Raw genomic sequence first — 20,353 nt, 5'->3', positions numbered from 1 at the left:
GGGTGGATGATGATTCGACACCACTATTTTCCCAGTTCAGGCCGCCTTTTCTCCTTTTAAGTCAGTTAATGACTGCCGCCTTCATGAAATACCCGGGCTAGTGCGAGGCGCGCAGCACCAATTTCGTGTCCATGATGCTCCACTCGGGCACCTGTTCCCCGTTGATGCGCTTGATCAGCAGCTCCGCCATGATCTCGCCCTGGCGCTCCGGGTTCTGCGCAATGGTCGTCAACGGCGGTGTCGAGCTCCGCGCGAAGGAATCATCATCGACCGACGTGACCGAAATGTCCTCGGGAACTTTCACGCCGGCCTCGGCCAGGGCCTGCAGGGCGCCGAAGCCCATCTGGGCGCTGGCGGCAAACAGGCCGTCGACCGCGAGATTAGCATCCAGCAGCTGCTGCATGATCCGCCGTCCGCTCGCCGGGGTGAAGTCGCCGATCTCGATAGCTACAGGTTCCAGCCCGGCGTCCTCAACCGCCTGCCTGAAACCCACCAGCCGGTCCAGTCCCGCACCCATGTCCTGCGGCCCGGCAATCGTTGCCAGCTTGGTGCGGCCCTGGCCAATGACGACCTCCGTCGCCTGCCTGGCGGCGGCAATGTTGTCGATATCGACAACATAGATGTCCTTCTGGTCGGTGCTCATGGTGCGACCGCCATAGACCATGGGCAGCACGTTTCCGAGATCAGCATAGGAGCGGTCATCTGCGTGGTGCGAAAGCACCAGTGCGCCATCCACGTTGCCGCCTTGCAGGTAGCGGGTGGTCTTTGCCGGATCCGCTTCGGTGGACAGCAGCAAGGTGAGCATGAATTCGGTGCCGGCCAGGTACCGGGCCACGCCCTGGACCACCTTGGCGAAGTAGGGATCGGCAAAGAACTTCGCGGTGTTCTCGGGGACAACCAGGGCAACGGAATTGGTCCGGCCCTGCGCGAGGGAACGGGCAGCGCGGTTGGGCACATAATTCAATTCGCGGATCGCCAATTCAACGGCCTTGCGGGCCGCGGGCTTCACCCGATCCGAGCCGTTCACCACGCGGGAAACCGTGGCGCGCGAGACACCTGCGCGTTCTGCCACCAACTCTAGGGTCGGCTTCGGACTGCGCGCTTCGTGCATGCTCATGTTCTGTACCCAGGTGCCTTGCAGTAGTTCGTCGTGGAAACGCGATGGTGGCCCGCAGCACCGGGAGCGGGCTGCGGGCCACCATGCTCAGGTGTTATGCCATTGTACGGTTCGCGGCAATCAACCCCGCGTAGGTCCGGCCGCTATTCTTGATTGTCCGCTCCTGGGTCTGGTAATCGACGTGGATGATTCCGAAGCGCTTGGCGTAGCCCCAGGCCCATTCGAAATTATCCAGCAAGGACCAGACAAAGTAGCCGCGGACATCCACGCCATCGCCGATCGCGCGGGCGACGGCATCGAGGTGGTTGAGGATGTATTCCTCGCGTTCGGTGTCTTCAATGGTTCCGGCCTCGGTGACCGTATCCGTGTAGGACGCGCCGTTCTCCGTGATGTACAGCGCCGGCATATTGCTGTAGTCGCGCTTCAGGCGGTTCAGCAGCACGCGCAGCCCCTCGGGATTCACCTCCCAGCCCATGGCCGTGCGCGGCAGGTCGCGGGCCGGGAAGCTCACGTACTCGCTGCCGACAAACGGCGAGGACTTCGGCGCATCGGTGGGCACGATGGCCGGCGGCTGGCCGGCTGGCAGCGGATGGCCCGAGACGTTGTCGTCGTGGTAGTGGTTCACACCCAGGAAATCGATTGGCTGCGCGATGATCTCCAGATCCCCGGGCTCGATGGATTCGGCCAGCCCCAGTCCTTTGACGTCCTCGAGCAGGTCTTCCGGGTATGCGCCGCGCAGGATCGGATCCAGGTACATCCGGTTCCACAGCGCGTCGATGCGGCGCGCGGCTTCCAGGTCCACAGGATCTTTCGGGTCGTTCGGCACCGCGTTGGTCAGGTTCAGCGTGATACCGATCTGCTCGGCGCCCAATTCGCGCAGCCGGGATGCGGCCAGCCCGTGGGCCAGGTGCTGGTGGTGCACCGCGGCCAGCGCGGCCTCGGGCTCCTGGCGTCCCGGGGCGTGCTCGCCGGCGGCGTAGCCGATGAGCGAGGAGCACAGCGGTTCATTGAAGGTCGTCCAGTGCTTCACCCGGTCGCCGAGTTTTCCATGCACCGCTTCGGCGTAGTCGAGGAACTTGTACGCGGTCTCGCGGTTGGCCCAGCCGCCGCGCTCTTCCAGGGCCTGCGGCAGATCCCAGTGGTAGAGGGTCAGCCACGGCAGGATGCCGTTCTCCAGCAGCTCGTCGACCAGCCGCGAGTAGAAGTCCAGGCCCTCGGGGTTCACCGTGCGCCCGCCCGGAACGATGCGGGCCCAGCTGGTGGAGAAGCGGTAGGAGTCCAGGCCCAGTTCGCGCATCAGCTGCACATCTTCGCGGTAGCGGTGGTAGTGGTCCACCGCAACGTCGAGATTATCGCCGCCTGCGATGGCCCCCTGCTTGCGGGCGAAGGCGTCCCAGACGGAATCCTCCTTCCCGTAGGAGTGCGCCGCCCCTTCGATCTGGGCTGCCGCGGTGGCAGAGCCCCACAAGAAGTCCTTCGGCCATGCGAATTGCTGGGATAGGTGGTTCATCATCAGCCCTTTACAGCTCCTGCCATAATTCCGGATACAAGTTGCTTGCCTGCAAGAATGAAAAGCACCAGCAGCGGGATCGTCGCCATCAAGGCTCCGCTCATCACGATGGTGTAGTCAACGTATCGTGCAGACTGCAGCTGGCTCAACGCCACCTGCAAGGTCGGGTTCTGCGGCGCCACCAGCATCGGCCACAGGTAGTCGGTCCACGCGGTCATGAAGGTGAACAGCGACAGGATCGCCATCGCGGGCCGGGCCGCTGGGACACCGACATGCCAGAAGGTGCCGATCATGGAGGCGCCGTCCACTCGGGCAGCCTCGATGAGCTCGTCGGGGATATTATCCACCAGATACTGGCGCATGAAGAAGACGCCAAAGGCTGTCACCAGGGTTGGAATCATGATCGCTCCCAAAGAACCGGTCCACCCCAGTTCCTTCATCATCATGAACATCGGGATAATCCCGAGCTGAGTCGGCACCGCCAGTGTTGCAATGACAAAAACCAGCAGTCCCTGGCGCCCGCGGAAGCGCAGCTTGGCGAAGGCGTAACCGGCAAGGGTAGAAAACATCACCACCGAGAAGGTAATAACTGAAGAAACAATCAAGCTGTTACCCAGCGCAGCCCAGAACTCCACCGAGTCAAAGACCTCAGCCACGTTAGTCCAGAACTGTCCGCCCGGAAGCAGCGGTGGCCATGCCGAAGAAAAGACTGCACCAGTAGAAGAACCAATCACAAAGGAATACCACAGCGGATAGGTACTTCCGATAAGGAAGGCCAGCAGGATGCCGTAGGTGAGAAATCCTGGACGCCGGTCGGCAGAAAAGTTCTTGTTTCGGGCCTGGCGCATCAACTTGGGTCTAGCAGTTGATTGCAAGGTAGCGTTACTCATCGTTGGCACTTTCTCTGAGTGAACCGGAAGGATGGGATTCGATACGTTTGGCTTTTCGGCCTGGAATCCGTCGAGGTCCGCGCTTATCTGAAGACGAGGCGATGGTGCCGGAGATCAAGAAGTTGATCACTCCGATCACGATGATGATCAAAAACAGCATCCAAGCCACGGCCGAGGCCCGCCCAAAGTCCCCGCGGTTGAAGGCCAGATCCCACAGATAAAGCACCGTGGTTTGATACTGCCGATCAGGTCCGCCCGGAACCGAACTACTGGGGCTAAAGAGTTTGGGCTCGGTAAAGATCTGTAAACCTCCGATGGTCGCTGTGATGATCACGAAGATCATGGTGGGACGGATACTTGGCAGGGTAATGGAGAAGAAACGGCGAATCATTCCTGCCCCATCGATCGCCGCCGATTCGTGTAATTCGCGAGGTACGGCCTGCATGGCCGCCAGCAAGATCAACGCGTTGTACCCAGTCCAACGCCAGTTCACCATGGTGGCAATTGCCATGTGGGAGGGGAACACATCGGTTTTCCAGGCAATCGTGTCCAGGTTCAGTGCACCGAGCAGGTTGTTGATCAGTCCGTATTTCTCGTCGAAGGCAGTGGAGAAGATCAGCGTGACAGCCACCGGAGTCACCACGTAGGGAACCAGCACGCTCATCCGCCAAAAAGTTTTGGCCCTGATATTTTGATCAAGCATCGCTGCGATGAAGGTGGCGACCACCAGCTGCGGGATCGCAGAGAGCAGGAAGATGCTGAAAGTGTTGAACAGCGAATTCCAGAACAGCGGTGAGGCTAGTTCTGCCTGGTAGTTTTTCAGCCCCACCCAGTCACCGGCTCCACCTAGCAGGTCCCAGTCGTTGATTGATACCACGAAGGTGTAGATCAGTGGGAAGAGCCCAACCAGCGCGAAGAGGATGAAAAAGGGCGAGATATAAAGGTATGGGGAGTACTTAAAATCCAGTCGGCCACGCAGGTGCTGGCGTCGCATTTTGCGTTCTGCCTTGGCTTCCTGCAGCCTTTCTGGGGTGGGCGTACTGGGTTTTTCGGCCCGTAGTTTCGGCCGTGACATGGGTGTCGTGGTGCTCATCGGTGTCTTCTTTTCTGCTGCAGTTGCGCTCTGTGGGGCCAGGTCAGTGATGAACGCTGACCCCACAGGGCGCTATGTCGGCCAATCCGATTACTTGATTTCCAGTTCCTGCAGCGTTGACAGAGCCGTGTTCCACGCGGTGTCCCCGTCAGTGCCCTTGTCAATGGCGATAGTTGCTGGACCGAAGACCTGCTCCTGAATCACCGAATCATCCGCGCCCTTGTACTGTGCCTTTACGCCCTCGGCACGGTTCGAGAGAATTTCACCGATCGGTGCACCATTGAAGAACTTGGTCAGGTCGTTCTCACCGGTCACAGCCTTGGACTTCTGTGCTTCGATGTTGCTTGGGAAGGCTCCTGCTTCTTCGAAGGAAGTCGCCTGCGAGGTGGCGTTGGTCAGGTACTGCGCGAGCTTGGCCGCCTCAGCGGGATGCTTGGAAGTGCTTGGCACCGTCAGGAATGCACCGCCCCAGTTGGCTGCGCCGCCAGGGAAGACATCGGCAAAGTCCCAACCGTCCGATGCGTCGCCACCGGCGCCTTCAACCTGACCCTTGACGTTGCCCAACATCCAGCCTGGGCATGGCATCACTGCGAAGGAGCCGTCGACAAATGCTTGTCCCTTGCCCCAGTCCCATTGGGTCTGCGCCGAGGACAGGCCCTTGGACGCTGCAGCCGACAGTTGATCCCACCGCTCACGCAGTGCGGTGTTTCCCTCAATGTTCAGTGAGCCATCAGCCTTGTAGTAGCCTTCATCGAGCTGGTTGACCATGGCGTTCCAGACGAAGCCGGACTGGTCATAGAAGGCCTTTTCGGTTTTCTTCACGTAGTCCTCGCCCACGGAGAAGAAGTCATCCCACGTCGAGTCGGCGCCGCCGAAGAGTTCTGCAACCTGTTCACGATCGCTGGGCAGACCGGCTGCCTTGAAGAGCTTGCTGTTGTAGCACAGGCCCATAGGTCCGATGTCGGTGCCGTAGCCGATGGTGCGACCATCGGCGTCGGTGGCCTGCTGTACTTTCCAGTCCACCCAGTCGCCGGCGATATCTTTGGCACCGTATTCGTTGAGGTCGGTGAAGCTATCTGAAACGGTCATGACTTGGCCGAGCCAGCCTTCTTCCACAGCTTGAACATCCGGCAGGCCTGCGCCCGCGGCTTGTTTGGTTTTCCAGTCGGTCAGTGCGTTGCCACCGGTGTCGATGTTGGTGGCTTCAATGGTGATGCCTGGGTTATCGGCTTCGTACTGCTTGTACAGAGGATCCAAACCCTGGGTGCCGAAGGTGGTGATGGTCAGGGTGACAGGATTATCCGCGGAGGCTGGCTGGGCGGCGTCCTTGCTATCGCCCGATGCGCAGCCTGCTGCGAGCAGGGCAATACTTGAGCTCAGGGCTACAACCTTGGCTAGCCGAGCTGTTTGTGAGGGGTTCACGGTGACTCCATTCAAGTCTTGTTTGTGCGAGTGAGGTGAGACCAACATATTTTGAGAGCGCTCTCAAAATGTGGCAAAAATATGAGGGTTCTTCCTGAACCCCATTTGCCATAGCAATGACAGCAACTCCGCTTAGCTATTTTGTGAGCGCTCTCACAAAACTTCTTCCATAATTCTCCACAATAGATTCTGCTTGTCAACCCTTAACGAAAGAATCGGCCAGACAACTGCCCCATTGGGAGTTGCCTGGCCGATAAAACTAGCTGAAACTAGCCCTTCTTGTTCAACTGCAATCCAACCAGAACCGGATCATGATCCGATGAACGGTACTGGTTCGAGCTAAACAGGTTGGTGATGTTGTAGTTGTAGCGGCTGTATTCATAGCCGACGGATTCGATGGCGTTGATATTCCAGATATCCTGGCCGGTGACCTTGGAAGCCAGCTCTGGGGAAGCCAGAATATGATCCAAGGAACCGCTCAGCCCACCATAAACGTAGCTCTGCGAGTCAGCCTTGGCACCGAGATCAACGTAGCCCGCCTCGGCGAGCACTCGAATTGGATCTTCGGCAGCGTAGGAATTGAAGTCGCCAGCGAGCAAGACCTTCTGGGTGTTGCGTGACTTCTTCAGCTGATCAGCAAAACTGACCAGCGCCTTAGCCTGATCTACTCGATCGGCGTTCCAGGCACCCTGGCCATCGCCGGAGTCAGCGTTGCCCGAACCGTCTTTCGGGTCTGAGCCCTTCGACTTGAAGTGATTGGCTACGACCACAAAACGAGTCTTCTGATTTCCGCCGACCTTCTGGAAGGCTTGACCCAGTGGTTCGCGCGCATTATCAAAGGCCTCGTCTTCGAGAATGACCGATTCGCCGATCGGCTTCACAGCTTTGTTGCGGTAGATGATCGCGGTGCGGATCACGTCTTCATCAGCCGGGGTAGCATCCGGGCTTGGGACAAATTTCCAGATCTTTGAACCGGCTGCCGAATTCAACTGATCAACCAGATGAGCTAGGGCAGCATCGCGATCCTGACCAAAACGGGCCGAGTTTTCAATTTCTTCAAGTACCACGACATCCGCGGTAAATTTGCTCAACGCAGCAACAATTTTGGACTGCTGACGTTCAAAACTGGCCTGGTTGGCAGCTCCACGAGCGTCGCATCCTTGACGGACGGTCACTGGATTACCTTCGCGGTCCGAGTAGTAGCTGCAACCGGAAAGTTCATCGCCGGTAGTGGTGAAGTAGTTCAGTACGTTGAAGCTGCCTACGGACACGTTGCCGCCGACATCCTGTGGGGCACTATTATCGATCTGCTCAAAGTGCAAGGCGATATCTGCGTCATCGGAGCCGATCACCTGCCCCTGAGGCTGTAGTCGCCACAGGTCATACCGGTAGTCCAGAATCATCGGTCCGGTGAAAGTGGCTTCCGCTCCAACACTGACGCGATGGGCAGAATCAATATATGGCAGGGCAACGGTGGTGTTTTTGGCGGTGCTGAAATTCAAGGTGGCACCATCGTCCACCACGATCGAGCGCTGCTCGTTTTCTTTCCCTAGCTCAGCGGCCTGCGCACTGCCCGGAGCAAAGACGTCGGTGGGCTGACGCAGCAGCTTTTCGCCTGGGAGGATCGAGCTTGTTCCCATGGCTAGGGTCAGTTCACCATATTGGTTCAGCGAATAGTTATCCGAGACAGTGAACTCACCCTGAGGTTCAATGAGCATGGATTCGATCTGCTCGCGCCCGGCTTCGTCGCTAGGCAAGGTGATGGCCAATGGCTTAATGCTTTCGGCCGGCTCACTCAGGGACTTCACACTCTGGGCTTTGATCTGGGTGAGCCCGTAGTACTCACTGACCGTTCCAGAGACCTGCAGGTGGTCCCCGACCTCAACTGAAGCTACATCGTCCGGGGCGTAAATGAATACCGCCGAGCTTCCTTCTGTTGGAATCTGTGCCCCACTACCGGCGCTTTGTAGGTAGAATCCGCGAATTCCACCCTCTGCATAGGCGGCGGTCACCACGCCACGCACGGTGGTCTTTTGGCCGACCAATGGGGAGGTATCCCCCGTACCTTGCACCTGCTCGATGGGGGTGATCTCCACCGTGTCAGCCTGAGCTGCGGTGAAGGTGGATGCAACAACAGCGCCGGACAGCAGAACTGCCGCAATACTGGTAGTTCGTCTCTTGCTCATAGTTTCCCTCGGTTGATGATCGTTGGGCGGTAGTCAGAACCGCCAATGGCGACTAGGCTTCGAGGTAATCAGAGTTCAGTGAACTACTCGTGAACTCCACACCGCGTTTATAAGGCTTAGCCAAGAACCATCCAAGAGCATCAAGCGGTTTACGTCTAGACGTGATTAAAGGAATATTTTCCCTATTTGAACTGACCGGTCAGTTCAATTAGTCTTGCTTTGTGCTTATCGCAGATTCAGTTTCCGTCAAGGGACGCCACGATTTACTGGTGTCCCCCACCTCGCTTCAAGTAACTCGCGGAGAGGTACACCTTGTGGTGGCCGACCCGCAAATCTCACGTACCGCCTTGGCCCTAGCCCTGAGCGGGCGCATGAAACCATCTACGGGGACCGTCTCGTGGGGTCACGCTGACTCCCTGAAAACCCTGCGCCAGCACACTGCCCTCCTGGATTCTCCAGAGGTCAACGAACCTGAATCACATATGAAGGTCCGCGATCTCATCGCCGAAGACCTCGCCCTTCTGCCGGGCCCGATCTGGAAAAAACCACGCAATAAAAAGTGGACGGCACTGCACGGATTCGATGATGTGGCCAAGGATTGGGCAGATTCCCTAGATCCCGCCCGCCGGTTGGAACTGCAACTTTTACTGGCCGCAGAAGACTCCCGCATCGAACTTATAGTCCTTGACTCCCCTGATCGCCACGACATGCAAGATGATGTCTGGCTGGATCTCCTGCTTGAATTTGCTGGCTCGAACCGCGCATTCGCGATCGTCGCCATTGTCAGTAACGCCCCTTACGAGTGGGATGGACCGATCACTTACCTGGGATCCAACGAGTACGAAGAATTTGAATCACCGGAAGAAGCCACCGCGCTCATCTCCGGAGAACCTCTGGTTGAAGAGCCAGAAGAACCCGAAGAACTAGAAGAGCCAGAAGAGCCCGAAAATTCTGAAGCGCCTGCAGAACTAGAGGAACCCGATAAAACAGAGGTTTTGTCGCAAGAATCTGTTCAAGATGAGCTGGATCTAGACGTTCCAGAAACAGTGGAGCCCAAGTCCGCGGAGCAAGAATCCACACCGGCAGAACACAGCGACGCAGTACCAACTGTCGCAGAGGATAGCGACGCGAAGGAAAAAGAATGACCACTTTGCAACTTGCGCTCTCCGAGCTAAAGCGCATGACCCGTGGCACCCTGCCAAAGCTGGCGCTCATCGCGGTGACCTGTGTACCTCTGCTTTATGGTGCCCTCTACCTCTACGCCAACTGGGACCCCCAGGGAAACTTAGACAAGGTCACCGCGGCCGTCGTTAATCTCGATGACGGCGGGGAAAAGGACGGCAAATTCACCCGTGTCGCCGACGATGTCGTTGAGAACCTCGAAGACGATGGGACCTTCAGCTGGGCGCATCTCGATTCGAGAGACGAAGCCGCCGACGCGGTGGCCAGCGGCAAATACGCCTTCGCCCTCGTTCTACCCGATAATTTCACCGCTGCGCTGCTGTCCCCCGGCGACTTCAAAGATGCCAGCCAGGCCAATATTGAGTTGCTGACCAATGACGCGAATAACTTCATGGTCTCCAACTTCGCACGGACCCTGACCACCTCGGTGCGCACTTCGGTCTCCGAAGAAGTCGGCACCGAAACCGCGTCGGCGATGATCGCCGGCTTTGTAGACATTCACAGCTCTATGGATAAAGCCGCGGACGGCGCACAACAGCTCTACGACGGCACGATCACCCTAGGTGATGGCATCGTGACCCTGGCCGATGGCACCACCAAGCTTGTTGATGGCAGTAGTGAACTCTCCGACGGTGCTGTCCAGCTCAAGGATGGAACCAGCGAACTTTCCAGTGGCCTTTCTCAGCTGGTCACAGGTCAGAAGAAACTGCTCGATGGCAGCAATTCTCTGGCCGATGGCACCGGAGAGCTAGCCACCGGTGCAGATACGCTCAGCGATGGTTTGAGCGCCATGAAATCCAAGACCAAGACCCTGCCAAGCTCGGTCAAACAGCTCAACGATGGCGCCCAGAGCGCCAAGAGCGCTGCCGACCAGTTGGCCACCGGCGCACGTCAAGTCGCCGATGGAAATAAGCAGCTCTCCGACACCGCCGATGACGCCATCTCGGTGATCAACGAGCTGCAGGACGAAACCGACAAGCAACTGCAGAACGTCAAGACCGATACGCAGGCCGAGCTGGACAAGCTGGTGGCCGACGGTGTGTTGACCCAAGAGCAAGCAGACACCATCAAGTCCAAGGTCAGCGATAGCGTGGAGAACTCGACGCTGAGCAACACCTTGAAGAACAAGGTGGACAAGGTCAACACCGGCCTTGCAGGACTGCAAGATAACCTGCAGACACTCTCGGATGGTGCCGACAAGGTCGCCGATGGTAACGAACAGCTAGCTACCGGTCTGGGCACCCTTGCCCAGGGCACCAAGACGCTGAACGCTGCGGTACCAAGCCTCGTGGACGGAATTTCCTCGGCCGCTGACGGCTCAGCGAAACTTGCCACCGGCGCGGACAGTGCCCACGACGGTGCCAAGCAGTTGGCCGAAGGCCAGAAGTCCGCACTGACCGGTGCGACCCAGGCCTCCGAGGGTGCCAAGAAGCTGGATTCCGGAGCCGGTTCCCTGGTGACCGGCGCCGACCAGCTCCACAGCGGTTTGGTCCAGCTTTCCGATGGTGTCGGCGATCTGTCCGACGGTACCACCAAGCTCCAAGATGGCTCCAACGAGCTGGCCACGGGCCTGGATGACGGCGTCAAGCAGGTTCCTAACCCCGATAAGAAGACCAGTGAAGAGCTCTCCGATGTGATCGGTAACCCGGTGACGGTGGAGAACACCAAGCAGTCCGAAGCCCAAGTCTATGGTGAGGGTCTAGCCCCATTCTTCATGACGCTGGCGACCTTTATCGGTGTACTGATCCTCACGCAGGTGATGCGCCCCATTACCAAGCGCGCACTGCTGTCCAACGGCAGCAACTGGAAGATCTCGCTCGGTGGTTGGATACCATTCGCGGCCGTTGCCGTGATCCAGACCAGCTTGCTCTACGCAGTGGTGCACTTCGGACTGGGTCTACACACGGCGCACCCATGGATGGCATGGTTCCTTCTGGTACTCGCCGCCCTGTGCTTCAGCGCCCTCATCCAAGGCTGCTTCGCCCTGCTAGGAACTGCCGGCAAGTTTGTGGTGCTCGTCTTGATGGTGCTTCAGCTGGTCACCGCCGGCGGTACCTTCCCGTGGGAGACCCTGCCAGCGCCATTGCACTTCCTGCACCAGATCTTGCCGATGGGTAATGTGGTCGTCGGACTGCGTCACCTGGTGTACGGAGCGGAATTGAATGTGCTCTCCGCGGTCGCAGGCTCATTGCTCATCTACACCGCGATCGGACTCTTGCTGAGCATGCTCGCGGTACGTAAGGGCAAGACCTGGACCCTGAAAACACTGCAGCCGGAGCTGAAAGAATGACAACGCCAACCGGCCAGCGCCGCCGCGTGCGCGCCACGGATTCGAAGGAAAAACTCTTCGAAGCGGCCATGAAGCTGCTCGGTTCGCGCTCCCCCGAGTCCGTCTCGGTGGACGAGATCGCCGCGGCCGCCGGCGTTTCCAAGGGCACCGTCTACTACAATTTCGGTTCCAAGGACGAGCTGGTCAGCCAGCTGCTCAGCTACGGCGCGCAGAAGCTCATGGGCGAACTGGCACGCGTTGCTTCCGCGGAAGACCCCTACCTGGCGCTGCGCCAGATGCTGGAATTCGCCATGGATTTCGTGGCCAGCTACCCGGCCTTCGCCCATCTGTGGATGCAGGAGCAGCTGAATGCCGACACCGCCAATGCATTCGCCGGCACCCCGCTGAATACGCAGGTGACCGGGCTGATCATCGAGGTCCTCGAACGCCTCGTGGTGCTCGCCCCGGAGCAGAAGCTGTCGGTAGCCACCAGCATTTTCGGCGCCGCCTTGTTCACCGCCCGCATGCGCGCCTCGGGACGGACCGATCTGGACCGCGAGCAGACGGTGCGCGCCGTGCTGCTCACCGTGGACGGGCTGCGTGCCACCCGTCCACCAGCCAGCAATTAGGCCCGCGCTTCCCAGCTGGCGGTTTCGCTGATGCCCGGCAATTCGCCGCTGAAGATCAGCACCCCGGGATAGTCGTTGAGCAATTCGGCCACCGTGGCATAGGCAGCATCGGGCAGGCGGGCCAGCAGCGAATCGAGCACCAGCAGCGGCGGTTCGCGCAATAGCGCCCGCGCCACCAGCAGCGAGGCCTGCTGCGCGGAATTCAGCGGTTCTCCGCCCCGGCGCAAGCGGGTTTCCTCCGCATCGGGCAGGTGGGCCATCTGCAGCCCGCAGGTTTCCGCCAGTGCCACTGCCTTGCGCAGCGACGCGCCCGGATGGCGGTAGCGCAGCGCGCGGGCAACGCTGCCGCGCTCGGGAACCATGGACTCCAATGCGGCGCCGATCAGCTTGCGGCGGCCGGTCGCAGGCAAATCCTCGCTTCGCCCCTCGGCGATCCACACCCCGGCCTGCGGGTCGGCGTCATGAGCCAGGCTGCCGGTGGCGATGGCCGCGAGCAATGCGGCGCAGTCCCCCTGGTTTCCGCGCACCGCGATGCGCTGCCCGGGCTGGGCGCGCAGCGTGGGAAACTTCCCGGCCATCGATTCCGGAAGCTGGATGCGCACTGAGGACGGCTGGAGCATCAGCTCCTTCGCATCGCGGGTGCTCACCGGCGATGCTTCGCTGGCCTGCCAGCGATCCTGCTCGGCCAGCAGCGGCGCGATGATGCGCCGGCCAGCCTTGTAATTCTGCCGGTACTCCACCACGCGGCCCCACTCGCCCAGGGTTCCGGCGCAGATTCCCATCAGCGTCAGCGCGGTCGCCACGGCGGCTGCCGGAAGCTGCGCCTGCGCGGCCGCGGCCACGAGAAGCGCGGTACCCAGCAGCGGAATGGCCAGCGCCCCGCCGCGCAGGGCCGCGGCGAACCGGGCGCGATGCACCGACGCGTCAATCACCTTCTGCGAGGTGTCCTGAACCCTTTGCACTTCCCGCTCGATGCCGCCCCCGGCGGCAATCGCGGTCCGCGCGGCCACGGTATCGGCAATGCGCGCAGCCAGGTTCCCGCGGTGCCGGCGCAGGGTCCGGGCGCTGAGGAACGTCCCCCCGGCCAGGCCCGCCAGCAGGATGCCTTCCAGCACCAGCGTCGCGCCCAGGCTGAGGGCCAGCAGCGGATGCAGGAACCACAGCCCCGTGCCGCTGACGATCAGCAGCGGCAGGCCGGCCACCAGCGGGACCATGCCCTGCACAATCCAGTTGCGGATCGAGGACAGGTCGTTGGTGGAGCGGGCAATGGTAATGCCCATGGACGGGCCGCGCGCGCTGCGCAAAGCGTGGGCCACCAGCCCGCGGCGCAGCTGGGCCACATAGTGCTGGCCCAGCTTCTCGGCCAGCACCCGTTCAGCGTATTTGGCCAGGAAGAAGCAGCCCACCAGGCCCAGCACCGCGGCTAGCGCCCCGGCGCTGAGGCTGGCCGAGAGCTGCCCGATCAGCCAGCCAATGGCAATCGAGAGCAGGCCGGCGAGAACGCCTAGGCTGAGCAGTCCAGCCAGGAGCATCCGCCGGCCGGGCGCCACCAGTGGCGGCAGGCGCTCGGGCTGGGCCACCGGCGCGGCGGCGGTCTTCTGGTCCAGCATTGCGGCTCCTAGCGGGTTGGCAGCAGCGCGGCGGCCACCTCGGCCTGGCACAGGTCGAAGGTCCCGATGACCGGGGTGGCCAGCTGCGCCTGGGCTTCCTTCGCGGCCAGCGGGGAGGCGGTGAGCACTCCGGACACCGCGGCAACATCCAGGCCTGCTTCGCGCAGGATGCGTTCGCCGGCCAGCGCGCCCAGCGCGTCCTGGGCGCTGAACAGCACGCGGTCCACGTGCTCGGAGAAGACCGGGTCGAGCAGCAAGCGGGAGGTCTCGCCCTGGAACAGGCCGTCGGCGATCTCGATGACCACTGCGTCCGCGCCGGTGGCGCTCTGCTCGCGGATCATCGCCACCAGCAGGTCGCGGACGGTTTCGTAGTCCAGGCGGTAGGTGGTCGGGAAGCCGAAGTCGGTGAAGTCGCAGACGCTGAAGGCGCCGGCATCGGTGAACAGGTCCGGGTCGTTGCCTGCTCCGGTGCCGGTGGCCTTGCCTGCGGCAACTGCCATGCCGGAGTTGACCAGGCCGTTGACCAGGCATCCGAGCGTGGTGGACTTGCCGGAGTTCATCGAGGTGCCCAGCACCGCGATCACCGGCGGGCGCTGGGCGCCGGCCTGCGCCGGGCGCGGGGAATCGTCCTCGATGCCCAGCGGTGCGAAGTCCGCCAGGTTCACGACCTTGCCGTGGCGCATCAGCAGGCCGGTTGGCTGCAGCTGGGTCGCCATGTCGATCGTGGCGTGCTGCTCGATGACTTCGCTGGCGACGCCGCCGCCGGCCACCAGCTGGCAGGGGCCCAGGTTCTGCGGCACATGGGCAAGGAACTGGTCCGGTGCGTAGCGGTCGCCGTAGGCGACCATGATCTCCTGGCCGACGAACATCAGCTGGCGGCGGGAAACCGGGGACTGCAGGCGCGTGTGCTTGCCCAGCTCGGTGACGGTGGCAATCACGACGTCGCCGGCACGAGGCGCCATGTTCGCGCGGCGCACGACCTGGAAATCCTGGGGGTTGCGCTGCAGCTCGGCTGCGACAAAGCGGGTGGTGTAGGCGGCGCGGATGGTGCGAGCACGCTGTGCATCGATCTGCTGCTGCACTTCGTTGCGGGCTGCGGTGGTCTGCGTTGGAAGCGATTCTGCGATGATGGCCATTTGCCTGTTCCTCTTTCACTGTTTCCGGCCTGCGGTTGCCGTGTGCCGGTGCTGGCTGTGCTGCCAACGATTCCTAGTGAAACGAGCAATAGTGAACTCAAAGTGAACGGTTCATGAGACGACGAGGTGGATTCGATGAGAGGGTTATCATCTGCTTCTCATACATCCAGATCATCACTTATTTACATGCTGACTAGTGCGTTAGAAAAATCTTGATGAGACTTCTCTCATGCAGGCCGAGGTGCGGTGAAATGTGTGACGCGCGCATCACGGGCATCCAAATGCGAGTACGGGTGCGAAGTTTCCAGCACCGTGGTTCCCAGGGTCGGATAGTTCATCGCCAGCTCGTAGACGGCTTCTTCATCCGAGTCCATAGCGGCCAAGCGCAACGCCAATTCCTGCAGCACCGGCTGATGCCCGATCACCAGCAGGCAGCTGACCGTATCCGGGACCTCATTGATGATGGAGCACAGCTGGGAGACGCCCGCGGTGAAGATGCGCGAGTCGATGTAGGGGGTTGGACCCTTTTCACCAAGCTCGGACAGCACCCACGCGCAGGTGGCGCGCGCACGCAGCGCATCGGAGCAGATGATGTAGTCCGGGATCAGGCCATTCTCTACAAGCCAGGCTCCGGCGGCGGGAGCCTCGCGGTGGCCGCGGGCTGCCAGCGGCCGGTCGTGATCCGCGACGCCTAGCGGGTAGTCGGCCTTGGCGTGGCGCATCAGAATGAGCTTGCGGGAGTGAATGGTGTTCATTGTCCCAGCTTAAGACAGCAGTGGCGGGCAAACCGAACCCGGTTTGCCCGCCACTGCTGTCAGCAACTGCTAGATGGAGTATTCCGGAGCAGCCCAGACGACCACTTCTGGGTGCTCGTAGAAGCGGTAGCCCTGGCCGCGCACGGTTCGCACGGTGTTGGCCAGGCGTCCCAGCTTCGAACGCAGGCGACGGATATGCACGTCGATGGTGCGTTCATTGGGGACTTCTTCGGCGTTGCGCCACAGGTTTTCCAGCAGCTCTTCACGGCCTACGGTGCGGGTGCCGTTTTCCACGAGGAAGTTCAGCAGCTCGAATTCCTTGAAGGTCAGGTTCAGGGTTTCGCCATCCAGGTAGACTTCGCGGCGCGAGAGGTCAATCAGCACACCCGATGGGCGCGGGGTGGATGGGCGGGCTTCAGCGCGAGGCCGGCGGGAAATCGTCGGGTCGCCCAGTGCCTGGCGAACAACATCGATTGGCTCGCCCTGCGCACTGGTTGGTGCCAGCGCTACGGCGGCGTGGGTCTGTGCCTGCGGCGACAGGGTGGCCAGGAAGGCGCGCACCTGGGTGGCAAGCTTGCCTAGCGAGGTGCCCTGCGCCTGGGCTGCGGTTTCATCCAGGCCTACGTAGAGCACGAAGCCGCGTGCTGAGGTATCGGCGCTCGGCTGGCCGGTTGGCTGCACTGGAGCCTGAGCTGGCTGATGCGATGCATCACGAGTTTCATGAACATTGGAAACTGCGCGCAGTGGGCGATAGCCCGCTGGTGCATAGTTGCCAGAAGCTGCACGCTGGGCAGCTGCTGCGCGGTTCTGCGCATTGCGAATTGAAACGTGGACGTATCCGGAACCAGCCGACATAATCTTTTTCCTCTTTTAGTGCGAAGGCCAAGTGGTTTGGCGCTCATGCTTCGGGTTTTGCTTGCGCTGTCCGCGGCCTTCGTCCACGTTCAGCAGTTGGGTTTCCCGTCAATAACACCCAAAATCCGGATTGCGAATCACTCGCAATTCGATCTGGACGCCAAGGACGCCGAGCATTCGTTGAGAACAATCACGGGCAATTCGAGGTCGTTATTCGAGGTGCCTTTGCTGTTCTGCGCCGTACTCACACCTCTAGTTTCCTCGTAACATTGACAACTTGCAAGTAACAATGGACACCCGTGTCCGCATAGTGAGACGAATGTTTCCAAACGTGACGCACGCCACTTTAGGCAATTCTGGACTGTCTAAGCGCTTAACTAAACAATATGCTCAAGCTTTCAATTGAACTTCGTCATTTCGCCTAGTCCATTCAGAGGCCTGAATATCCATTCATCACTCCCTCTTGTCCACGCTTCAATCATTCGTCGTTCTTAGGGGTTGACCAAATTAACCACTATCGGTTTGGGTTTTCTCCGCATAAAATCGATTTGCAGTCATAGCTTGCACACAGCAAAAACATATTCTCGGCCCATGGCAATAGGACAAGCTGATAAACATGAATGAATCTCGATTTTCACCTTCGCAATTGCCTCGGCTGACCCACCCTGACGGCACGGCAATCAAAGTTCTCGTGGTCGATGATGAACCTTCGCTGGCAGAATTGGTCACCATGGGAACCCGCATGCTCGGCTGGGAAGCCACGATGGCCCACGATGGGCCGGAAGCAGTGGCGACCGCCCGCTCCTTGGCCCCTGACGTCCTGGTCCTCGACTGGATGCTGCCCGGATTCGACGGCCCGGAAGTGCTGCGCAAGGTGCGCACCCATTTCCCGGAGATCCCAGTTCTCTTCCTGACCGCCAAGGACGCGGTCGAGGATCGCATCGAAGGCCTGGGCGCGGGTGCAGACGACTACGTCGCCAAGCCTTTCAGCCTCGAAGAGGTCCTGATCCGGTTGCACCGTCTCGTGGAACGTTCAGGCGCGGCCACCGCAGATTCCGCTGAACTAGTGGTCGGCGACCTGGTGCTGAACATGGACTCGCACGACGTATCGCGTGCAGGCCGCGAAATTTCGCTGACCGCCACCGAATTCGACTTGCTCAGCTACCTGATGAGCAATGCCCGCCGAGTGGTGTCCAAGTCGCAGATCCTGGACAACGTCTGGCACTACGATTTCGACGGGCAGGCGAACATTGTCGAGTTGTACATCTCGTACCTGCGCAAGAAGATCGATGTTGATGCTGAGCCGATGATCCATACCGTGCGTGGTGTCGGCTACGTGCTGAAGCCGGCTGCATGAGCTTCTTTTCCCCGAATACCAGGGTGAGCTCGCCGCACGCGCTGCAGCGCAAGCTGCTGCTCATCCTGCTGACCTCGGTCACCGCAGTATCCGTATTGCTCGGCCTGCTCTACAACGCCGGCATGCGCCAGACGTTGATGGACCAGCTCAACAGCCAGCTGCGGCTCACCACCGAACGCGCGCTGAATTATTCGCAGGGCGCGCCAGCGGTGAACTCCCGGTTGGATGCTCCGGGCCAGTCAGCCGGCACGCTGACCGCCCGATTCGTCGACAAGTACGTCTTCAACGGCGGCGTGCTGGATGAACGCACCGGCGAACTGAAGCAGCTGAGCCAGGAAGACGCCATCCCGATGGTGGATCTCGAACTGAGCACGTTGCGTGCCGGAGGGCAGTTCAAGCCGGTACGCGCCCACCTGACCGTGGGAGACTACTACCTGGTCGCCGTGAAGGACTCCGGCTCCAACGGCATCCTGATCGTCGGCTTGCCCCTGCACGGCACCGACCTGGCGCTGCGCGGCATGGCGTGGCTGACGCTGTTCATTGCCTTGATCCTGATCGCCGGTGCAGGCCTGGCCGGCTCATGGCTCATCTCGCGTTCGCTGGCCTCGCTCAAGCGTGTGGCCGCCGTGGCAGGTTCGGTCGCCGCCGAAGATCTCGATTCGGGCAAAGTGGACCTGACCCAGCGTGTGCCCGCACGCGATGCCATCCCCGGCACCGAGGTGGGCAATGTCGGCAATGCGCTGAATGCGATGATCAGCAACGTCGCCACCGCACTGACCGCCCGCGAGAAATCCCAGGCCCAGATGCGCCAGTTCGTCGCCGATGCCTCGCACGAGCTGCGCACGCCGCTCTCGGCAATCCGCGGCTACACCGAGCTGCTCTCCGCTACCGAGCATTTCTCCCCTGACGGGCAGCGCTCGGTGGATCGGGTGCTGCAGCAAAGCAGCCGGATGAGCTCGCTGGTGGAGAATCTGCTGCTTCTGGCCCGCCTGGACGAAGAGAACGCTTTCAAGCGCAGCAAGATCGATTTGTGCTCGCTGACCGCGGATATCACCGAAGATTTCAGGCTGACCGCGAGCGACCATCATTGGGAGTTCGACTGCCAGGCCCCGCAGACCTTCGTCTACGGCGATTCGGCCTCGTTGCGCCGGGTGATTACCAATCTCCTGGCCAACGCACGCAAGCACACGACCGCCGGGAACACCGTCACCGTATCGGTGGACCGCGATGAGGACACCGATGAAGCGGTCATCCGGGTGCACGACACCGGTGAAGGCATTGCCCCCGAGTTCCTCCCCCGGGTGTTCGAGCGCTTCACCCGCGCCGACAAGGCGCGCTCCGGCTCCGATGGCACCACTGGGCTGGGCCTGCCGATCGCCAAGAGCATCGTCGAAGCCCATGGCGGCAGCATTACGGTGGCCTCCACGCCGGGAGACACCGTCTTCGAAGTCCGCCTGCCGCTGGACGAACCCGAAACTGATGAAGAAACGCCGAAGGCTGCGGTGTAGTCACCGCAGCCTCCGGACGCATGGCTTAGCTGATGCTAGGCAATCGGCGGGGTCACGCCATACAGTCGGTCACCGGCATCGCCCAGACCTGGGATGATGTAGGATTTCTCGTTCAGCTTCTCGTCCATCGCCGCCAGCACGATGTGCACGCGGTCGTCGCCACCGTGGATTTCCTTCAGGCGCTCGACACCTTCAGGAGCGGCGATCAGGCAGATGCAGGTGACGGATTCCGCGCCTCGCTCGAAAATGAACTTAATGGACTCAGCCAGTGTGCCGCCGGTGGCCAGCATCGGATCAAGCACGAAGACCTGGCGACCGGTCAGGTCGTTTGGCACGCGGTCGGCGTAGGTGATGATGTCCAGGGTTTCCTCGTTGCGGGCCATGCCCAGGAAGCCGACTTCAGCGGTTGGGACCAGGCGGGTCATGCCTTCGAGCATGCCCAGGCCTGCACGCAGGATCGGGACAACCAGCGGGGTTGGCTTGGCAATCGAGGTGCCGGTGGTGGTGGCGACCGGGGTCTGCACCTCAACGTTTTCGGTTTTCACCTCGCGGGTGGCTTCATAAGCCAGCAGGGTGACCAGTTCGTCGGTCAGCTGGCGGAAAATCGAGGAGGGGGTGTTCTTATCACGAAGAACCGAAACCTTGTGTGCCACCAGTGGGTGGTCGACTACCTGTACGCGCATAAGTAGAAATCTATCAGCACCGCCTCGGCCAAATCGAGAGAAATCCTCGATTTCGCGCTGTTAAAGGTCTTTGGTGTGCCCAAGGAAACAGCAAACTTCAGTGCAGCGGGCGGTGATCCACGCTCCCGGAGCCCGGCAGCCGTCGCAAAAC

16 protein-coding genes are annotated in these 20,353 nt (G+C 60.7%); 5 read left to right on the top strand and 11 right to left on the bottom strand.

All coding sequences use genetic code 11. The annotated features are described in order from the left end of the window. Positions 1-97: 97 nt before the first annotated feature. From F0M17_RS02560 to F0M17_RS02535, 6 genes are all read right to left on the bottom strand, one after another. Complete coding sequence (locus F0M17_RS02560; RefSeq protein WP_038990245.1) at positions 98-1,117, bottom strand: LacI family DNA-binding transcriptional regulator; 1,020 nt, start codon at positions 1,115-1,117, stop codon at positions 98-100. A 94-nt stretch (positions 1,118-1,211) separates the two neighbouring features. Further along, the gene (locus F0M17_RS02555; protein WP_149596331.1) at positions 1,212-2,630 is read right to left on the bottom strand and encodes a GH1 family beta-glucosidase; all 1,419 of its coding nucleotides are present in this window, start codon (positions 2,628-2,630) and stop codon (positions 1,212-1,214) included. Continuing rightward, on the bottom strand, positions 2,630-3,475 hold the full coding sequence (locus F0M17_RS02550) for a carbohydrate ABC transporter permease (protein WP_073707469.1): 846 nt from the start codon (positions 3,473-3,475) through the stop codon (positions 2,630-2,632). Before F0M17_RS02550 ends, F0M17_RS02555 begins: the two co-directional genes overlap by 1 nt. A 34-nt stretch (positions 3,476-3,509) precedes the next feature. Continuing rightward, on the bottom strand, positions 3,510-4,610 hold the full coding sequence (locus F0M17_RS02545; RefSeq protein WP_149596330.1) for a carbohydrate ABC transporter permease: 1,101 nt from the start codon (positions 4,608-4,610) through the stop codon (positions 3,510-3,512). Between the two features lie 90 nt (positions 4,611-4,700). Continuing rightward, on the bottom strand, positions 4,701-6,032 hold the full coding sequence (locus F0M17_RS02540) for an ABC transporter substrate-binding protein (protein ID WP_246857114.1): 1,332 nt from the start codon (positions 6,030-6,032) through the stop codon (positions 4,701-4,703). 269 nt (positions 6,033-6,301) lie between these two features. Continuing rightward, the gene (locus F0M17_RS02535) at positions 6,302-8,218 is read right to left on the bottom strand and encodes an ExeM/NucH family extracellular endonuclease (protein ID WP_149596328.1); all 1,917 of its coding nucleotides are present in this window, start codon (positions 8,216-8,218) and stop codon (positions 6,302-6,304) included. A gap of 317 nt (positions 8,219-8,535) precedes the next feature. On the opposite strand from F0M17_RS02535, the gene F0M17_RS02530 reads away from it, so the two are divergent. The 3 genes from F0M17_RS02530 to F0M17_RS02520 are packed head-to-tail and all read left to right on the top strand — an operon-like array spanning position 8,536 to position 12,298. Continuing rightward, positions 8,536-9,363, top strand: a complete 828-nt coding sequence (locus F0M17_RS02530; protein ID WP_210416689.1) for an ABC transporter ATP-binding protein — start codon at positions 8,536-8,538, stop codon at positions 9,361-9,363. After that, complete coding sequence (locus tag F0M17_RS02525; RefSeq protein WP_149596326.1) at positions 9,360-11,690, top strand: YhgE/Pip domain-containing protein; 2,331 nt, start codon at positions 9,360-9,362, stop codon at positions 11,688-11,690. Before F0M17_RS02530 ends, F0M17_RS02525 begins: the two co-directional genes overlap by 4 nt. Continuing rightward, positions 11,687-12,298 (top strand): TetR/AcrR family transcriptional regulator, encoded by a 612-nt coding sequence (locus tag F0M17_RS02520; RefSeq protein WP_149596325.1) that lies wholly within the window; start codon positions 11,687-11,689, stop codon positions 12,296-12,298. Before F0M17_RS02525 ends, F0M17_RS02520 begins: the two co-directional genes overlap by 4 nt. On the opposite strand, the gene F0M17_RS02515 is transcribed toward F0M17_RS02520, so the two are convergent. The 4 genes from F0M17_RS02515 to F0M17_RS02500 all read right to left on the bottom strand — a co-directional run bounded on the left by F0M17_RS02515 (position 12,295) and on the right by F0M17_RS02500 (position 16,654). Next, positions 12,295-13,908, bottom strand: a complete 1,614-nt coding sequence (locus F0M17_RS02515; RefSeq protein WP_149596324.1) for an ABC transporter ATP-binding protein — start codon at positions 13,906-13,908, stop codon at positions 12,295-12,297. The two genes, F0M17_RS02520 and F0M17_RS02515, sit on opposite strands and share 4 nt — an antisense overlap. A gap of 8 nt (positions 13,909-13,916) precedes the next feature. Then, positions 13,917-15,044: a DUF1611 domain-containing protein gene (locus F0M17_RS02510; protein ID WP_149596323.1), complete on the bottom strand. Its 1,128-nt coding sequence runs from the start codon at positions 15,042-15,044 to the stop codon at positions 13,917-13,919. A 227-nt stretch (positions 15,045-15,271) separates the two neighbouring features. Further along, positions 15,272-15,799, bottom strand: a complete 528-nt coding sequence (locus F0M17_RS02505) for a histidine phosphatase family protein (protein WP_066144017.1) — start codon at positions 15,797-15,799, stop codon at positions 15,272-15,274. 69 nt (positions 15,800-15,868) lie between these two features. Beyond that, positions 15,869-16,654 (bottom strand): winged helix-turn-helix domain-containing protein, encoded by a 786-nt coding sequence (locus F0M17_RS02500; RefSeq protein ID WP_066144014.1) that lies wholly within the window; start codon positions 16,652-16,654, stop codon positions 15,869-15,871. Between the two features lie 616 nt (positions 16,655-17,270). Between F0M17_RS02500 and F0M17_RS02495 the strand changes: the two genes are divergently transcribed. Both F0M17_RS02495 and F0M17_RS02490 read left to right on the top strand, forming a co-directional pair. After that, positions 17,271-18,011: a response regulator transcription factor gene (locus tag F0M17_RS02495; RefSeq protein WP_149596322.1), complete on the top strand. Its 741-nt coding sequence runs from the start codon at positions 17,271-17,273 to the stop codon at positions 18,009-18,011. Then, positions 18,008-19,519, top strand: coding sequence for a cell wall metabolism sensor histidine kinase WalK (locus F0M17_RS02490; RefSeq protein ID WP_038992353.1), 1,512 nt, complete (start codon positions 18,008-18,010; stop codon positions 19,517-19,519). The genes F0M17_RS02495 and F0M17_RS02490 overlap by 4 nt, the downstream gene beginning before the upstream one ends. Positions 19,520-19,554: 35 nt before the next feature. Here the strand turns inward: F0M17_RS02490 and upp are convergent, their stop codons facing one another. Next, positions 19,555-20,202 carry a uracil phosphoribosyltransferase gene (upp, locus tag F0M17_RS02485; protein ID WP_038992355.1) on the bottom strand — a complete coding sequence of 216 codons (648 nt, stop codon included), beginning with the start codon at positions 20,200-20,202 and terminating at the stop codon, positions 19,555-19,557. Between the last annotated feature and the right edge of the window lie 151 nt (positions 20,203-20,353).

The sequence above is a fragment of the Glutamicibacter sp. ZJUTW genome (assembly GCF_008370855.1).
In the GTDB taxonomy this organism is placed as follows: Bacteria; Actinomycetota; Actinomycetes; order Actinomycetales; family Micrococcaceae; genus Glutamicibacter; species Glutamicibacter nicotianae.
This window is presented reverse-complemented; position numbering and strand designations above follow the sequence as displayed.

Coding starts and splice junctions, on each gene's coding strand:
- F0M17_RS02560 (WP_038990245.1), bottom strand. CDS start 1,117: ATGAGCATGCACGAAGCGCGCAGTCCGAAGCCGACCCTAGAGTTGGTG.
- F0M17_RS02555 (WP_149596331.1), bottom strand. CDS start 2,630: ATGATGAACCACCTATCCCAGCAATTCGCATGGCCGAAGGACTTCTTG.
- F0M17_RS02550 (WP_073707469.1), bottom strand. CDS start 3,475: ATGCGCCAGGCCCGAAACAAGAACTTTTCTGCCGACCGGCGTCCAGGA.
- F0M17_RS02545 (WP_149596330.1), bottom strand. CDS start 4,610: ATGAGCACCACGACACCCATGTCACGGCCGAAACTACGGGCCGAAAAA.
- F0M17_RS02535 (WP_149596328.1), bottom strand. CDS start 8,218: ATGAGCAAGAGACGAACTACCAGTATTGCGGCAGTTCTGCTGTCCGGC.
- F0M17_RS02525 (WP_149596326.1), top strand. CDS start 9,360: ATGACCACTTTGCAACTTGCGCTCTCCGAGCTAAAGCGCATGACCCGT.
- F0M17_RS02520 (WP_149596325.1), top strand. CDS start 11,687: ATGACAACGCCAACCGGCCAGCGCCGCCGCGTGCGCGCCACGGATTCG.
- F0M17_RS02515 (WP_149596324.1), bottom strand. CDS start 13,908: ATGCTGGACCAGAAGACCGCCGCCGCGCCGGTGGCCCAGCCCGAGCGC.
- F0M17_RS02510 (WP_149596323.1), bottom strand. CDS start 15,044: ATGGCCATCATCGCAGAATCGCTTCCAACGCAGACCACCGCAGCCCGC.
- F0M17_RS02505 (WP_066144017.1), bottom strand. CDS start 15,799: ATGAACACCATTCACTCCCGCAAGCTCATTCTGATGCGCCACGCCAAG.
- F0M17_RS02500 (WP_066144014.1), bottom strand. CDS start 16,654: ATGTCGGCTGGTTCCGGATACGTCCACGTTTCAATTCGCAATGCGCAG.
- F0M17_RS02495 (WP_149596322.1), top strand. CDS start 17,271: ATGAATGAATCTCGATTTTCACCTTCGCAATTGCCTCGGCTGACCCAC.
- F0M17_RS02490 (WP_038992353.1), top strand. CDS start 18,008: ATGAGCTTCTTTTCCCCGAATACCAGGGTGAGCTCGCCGCACGCGCTG.
- upp (WP_038992355.1), bottom strand. CDS start 20,202: ATGCGCGTACAGGTAGTCGACCACCCACTGGTGGCACACAAGGTTTCG.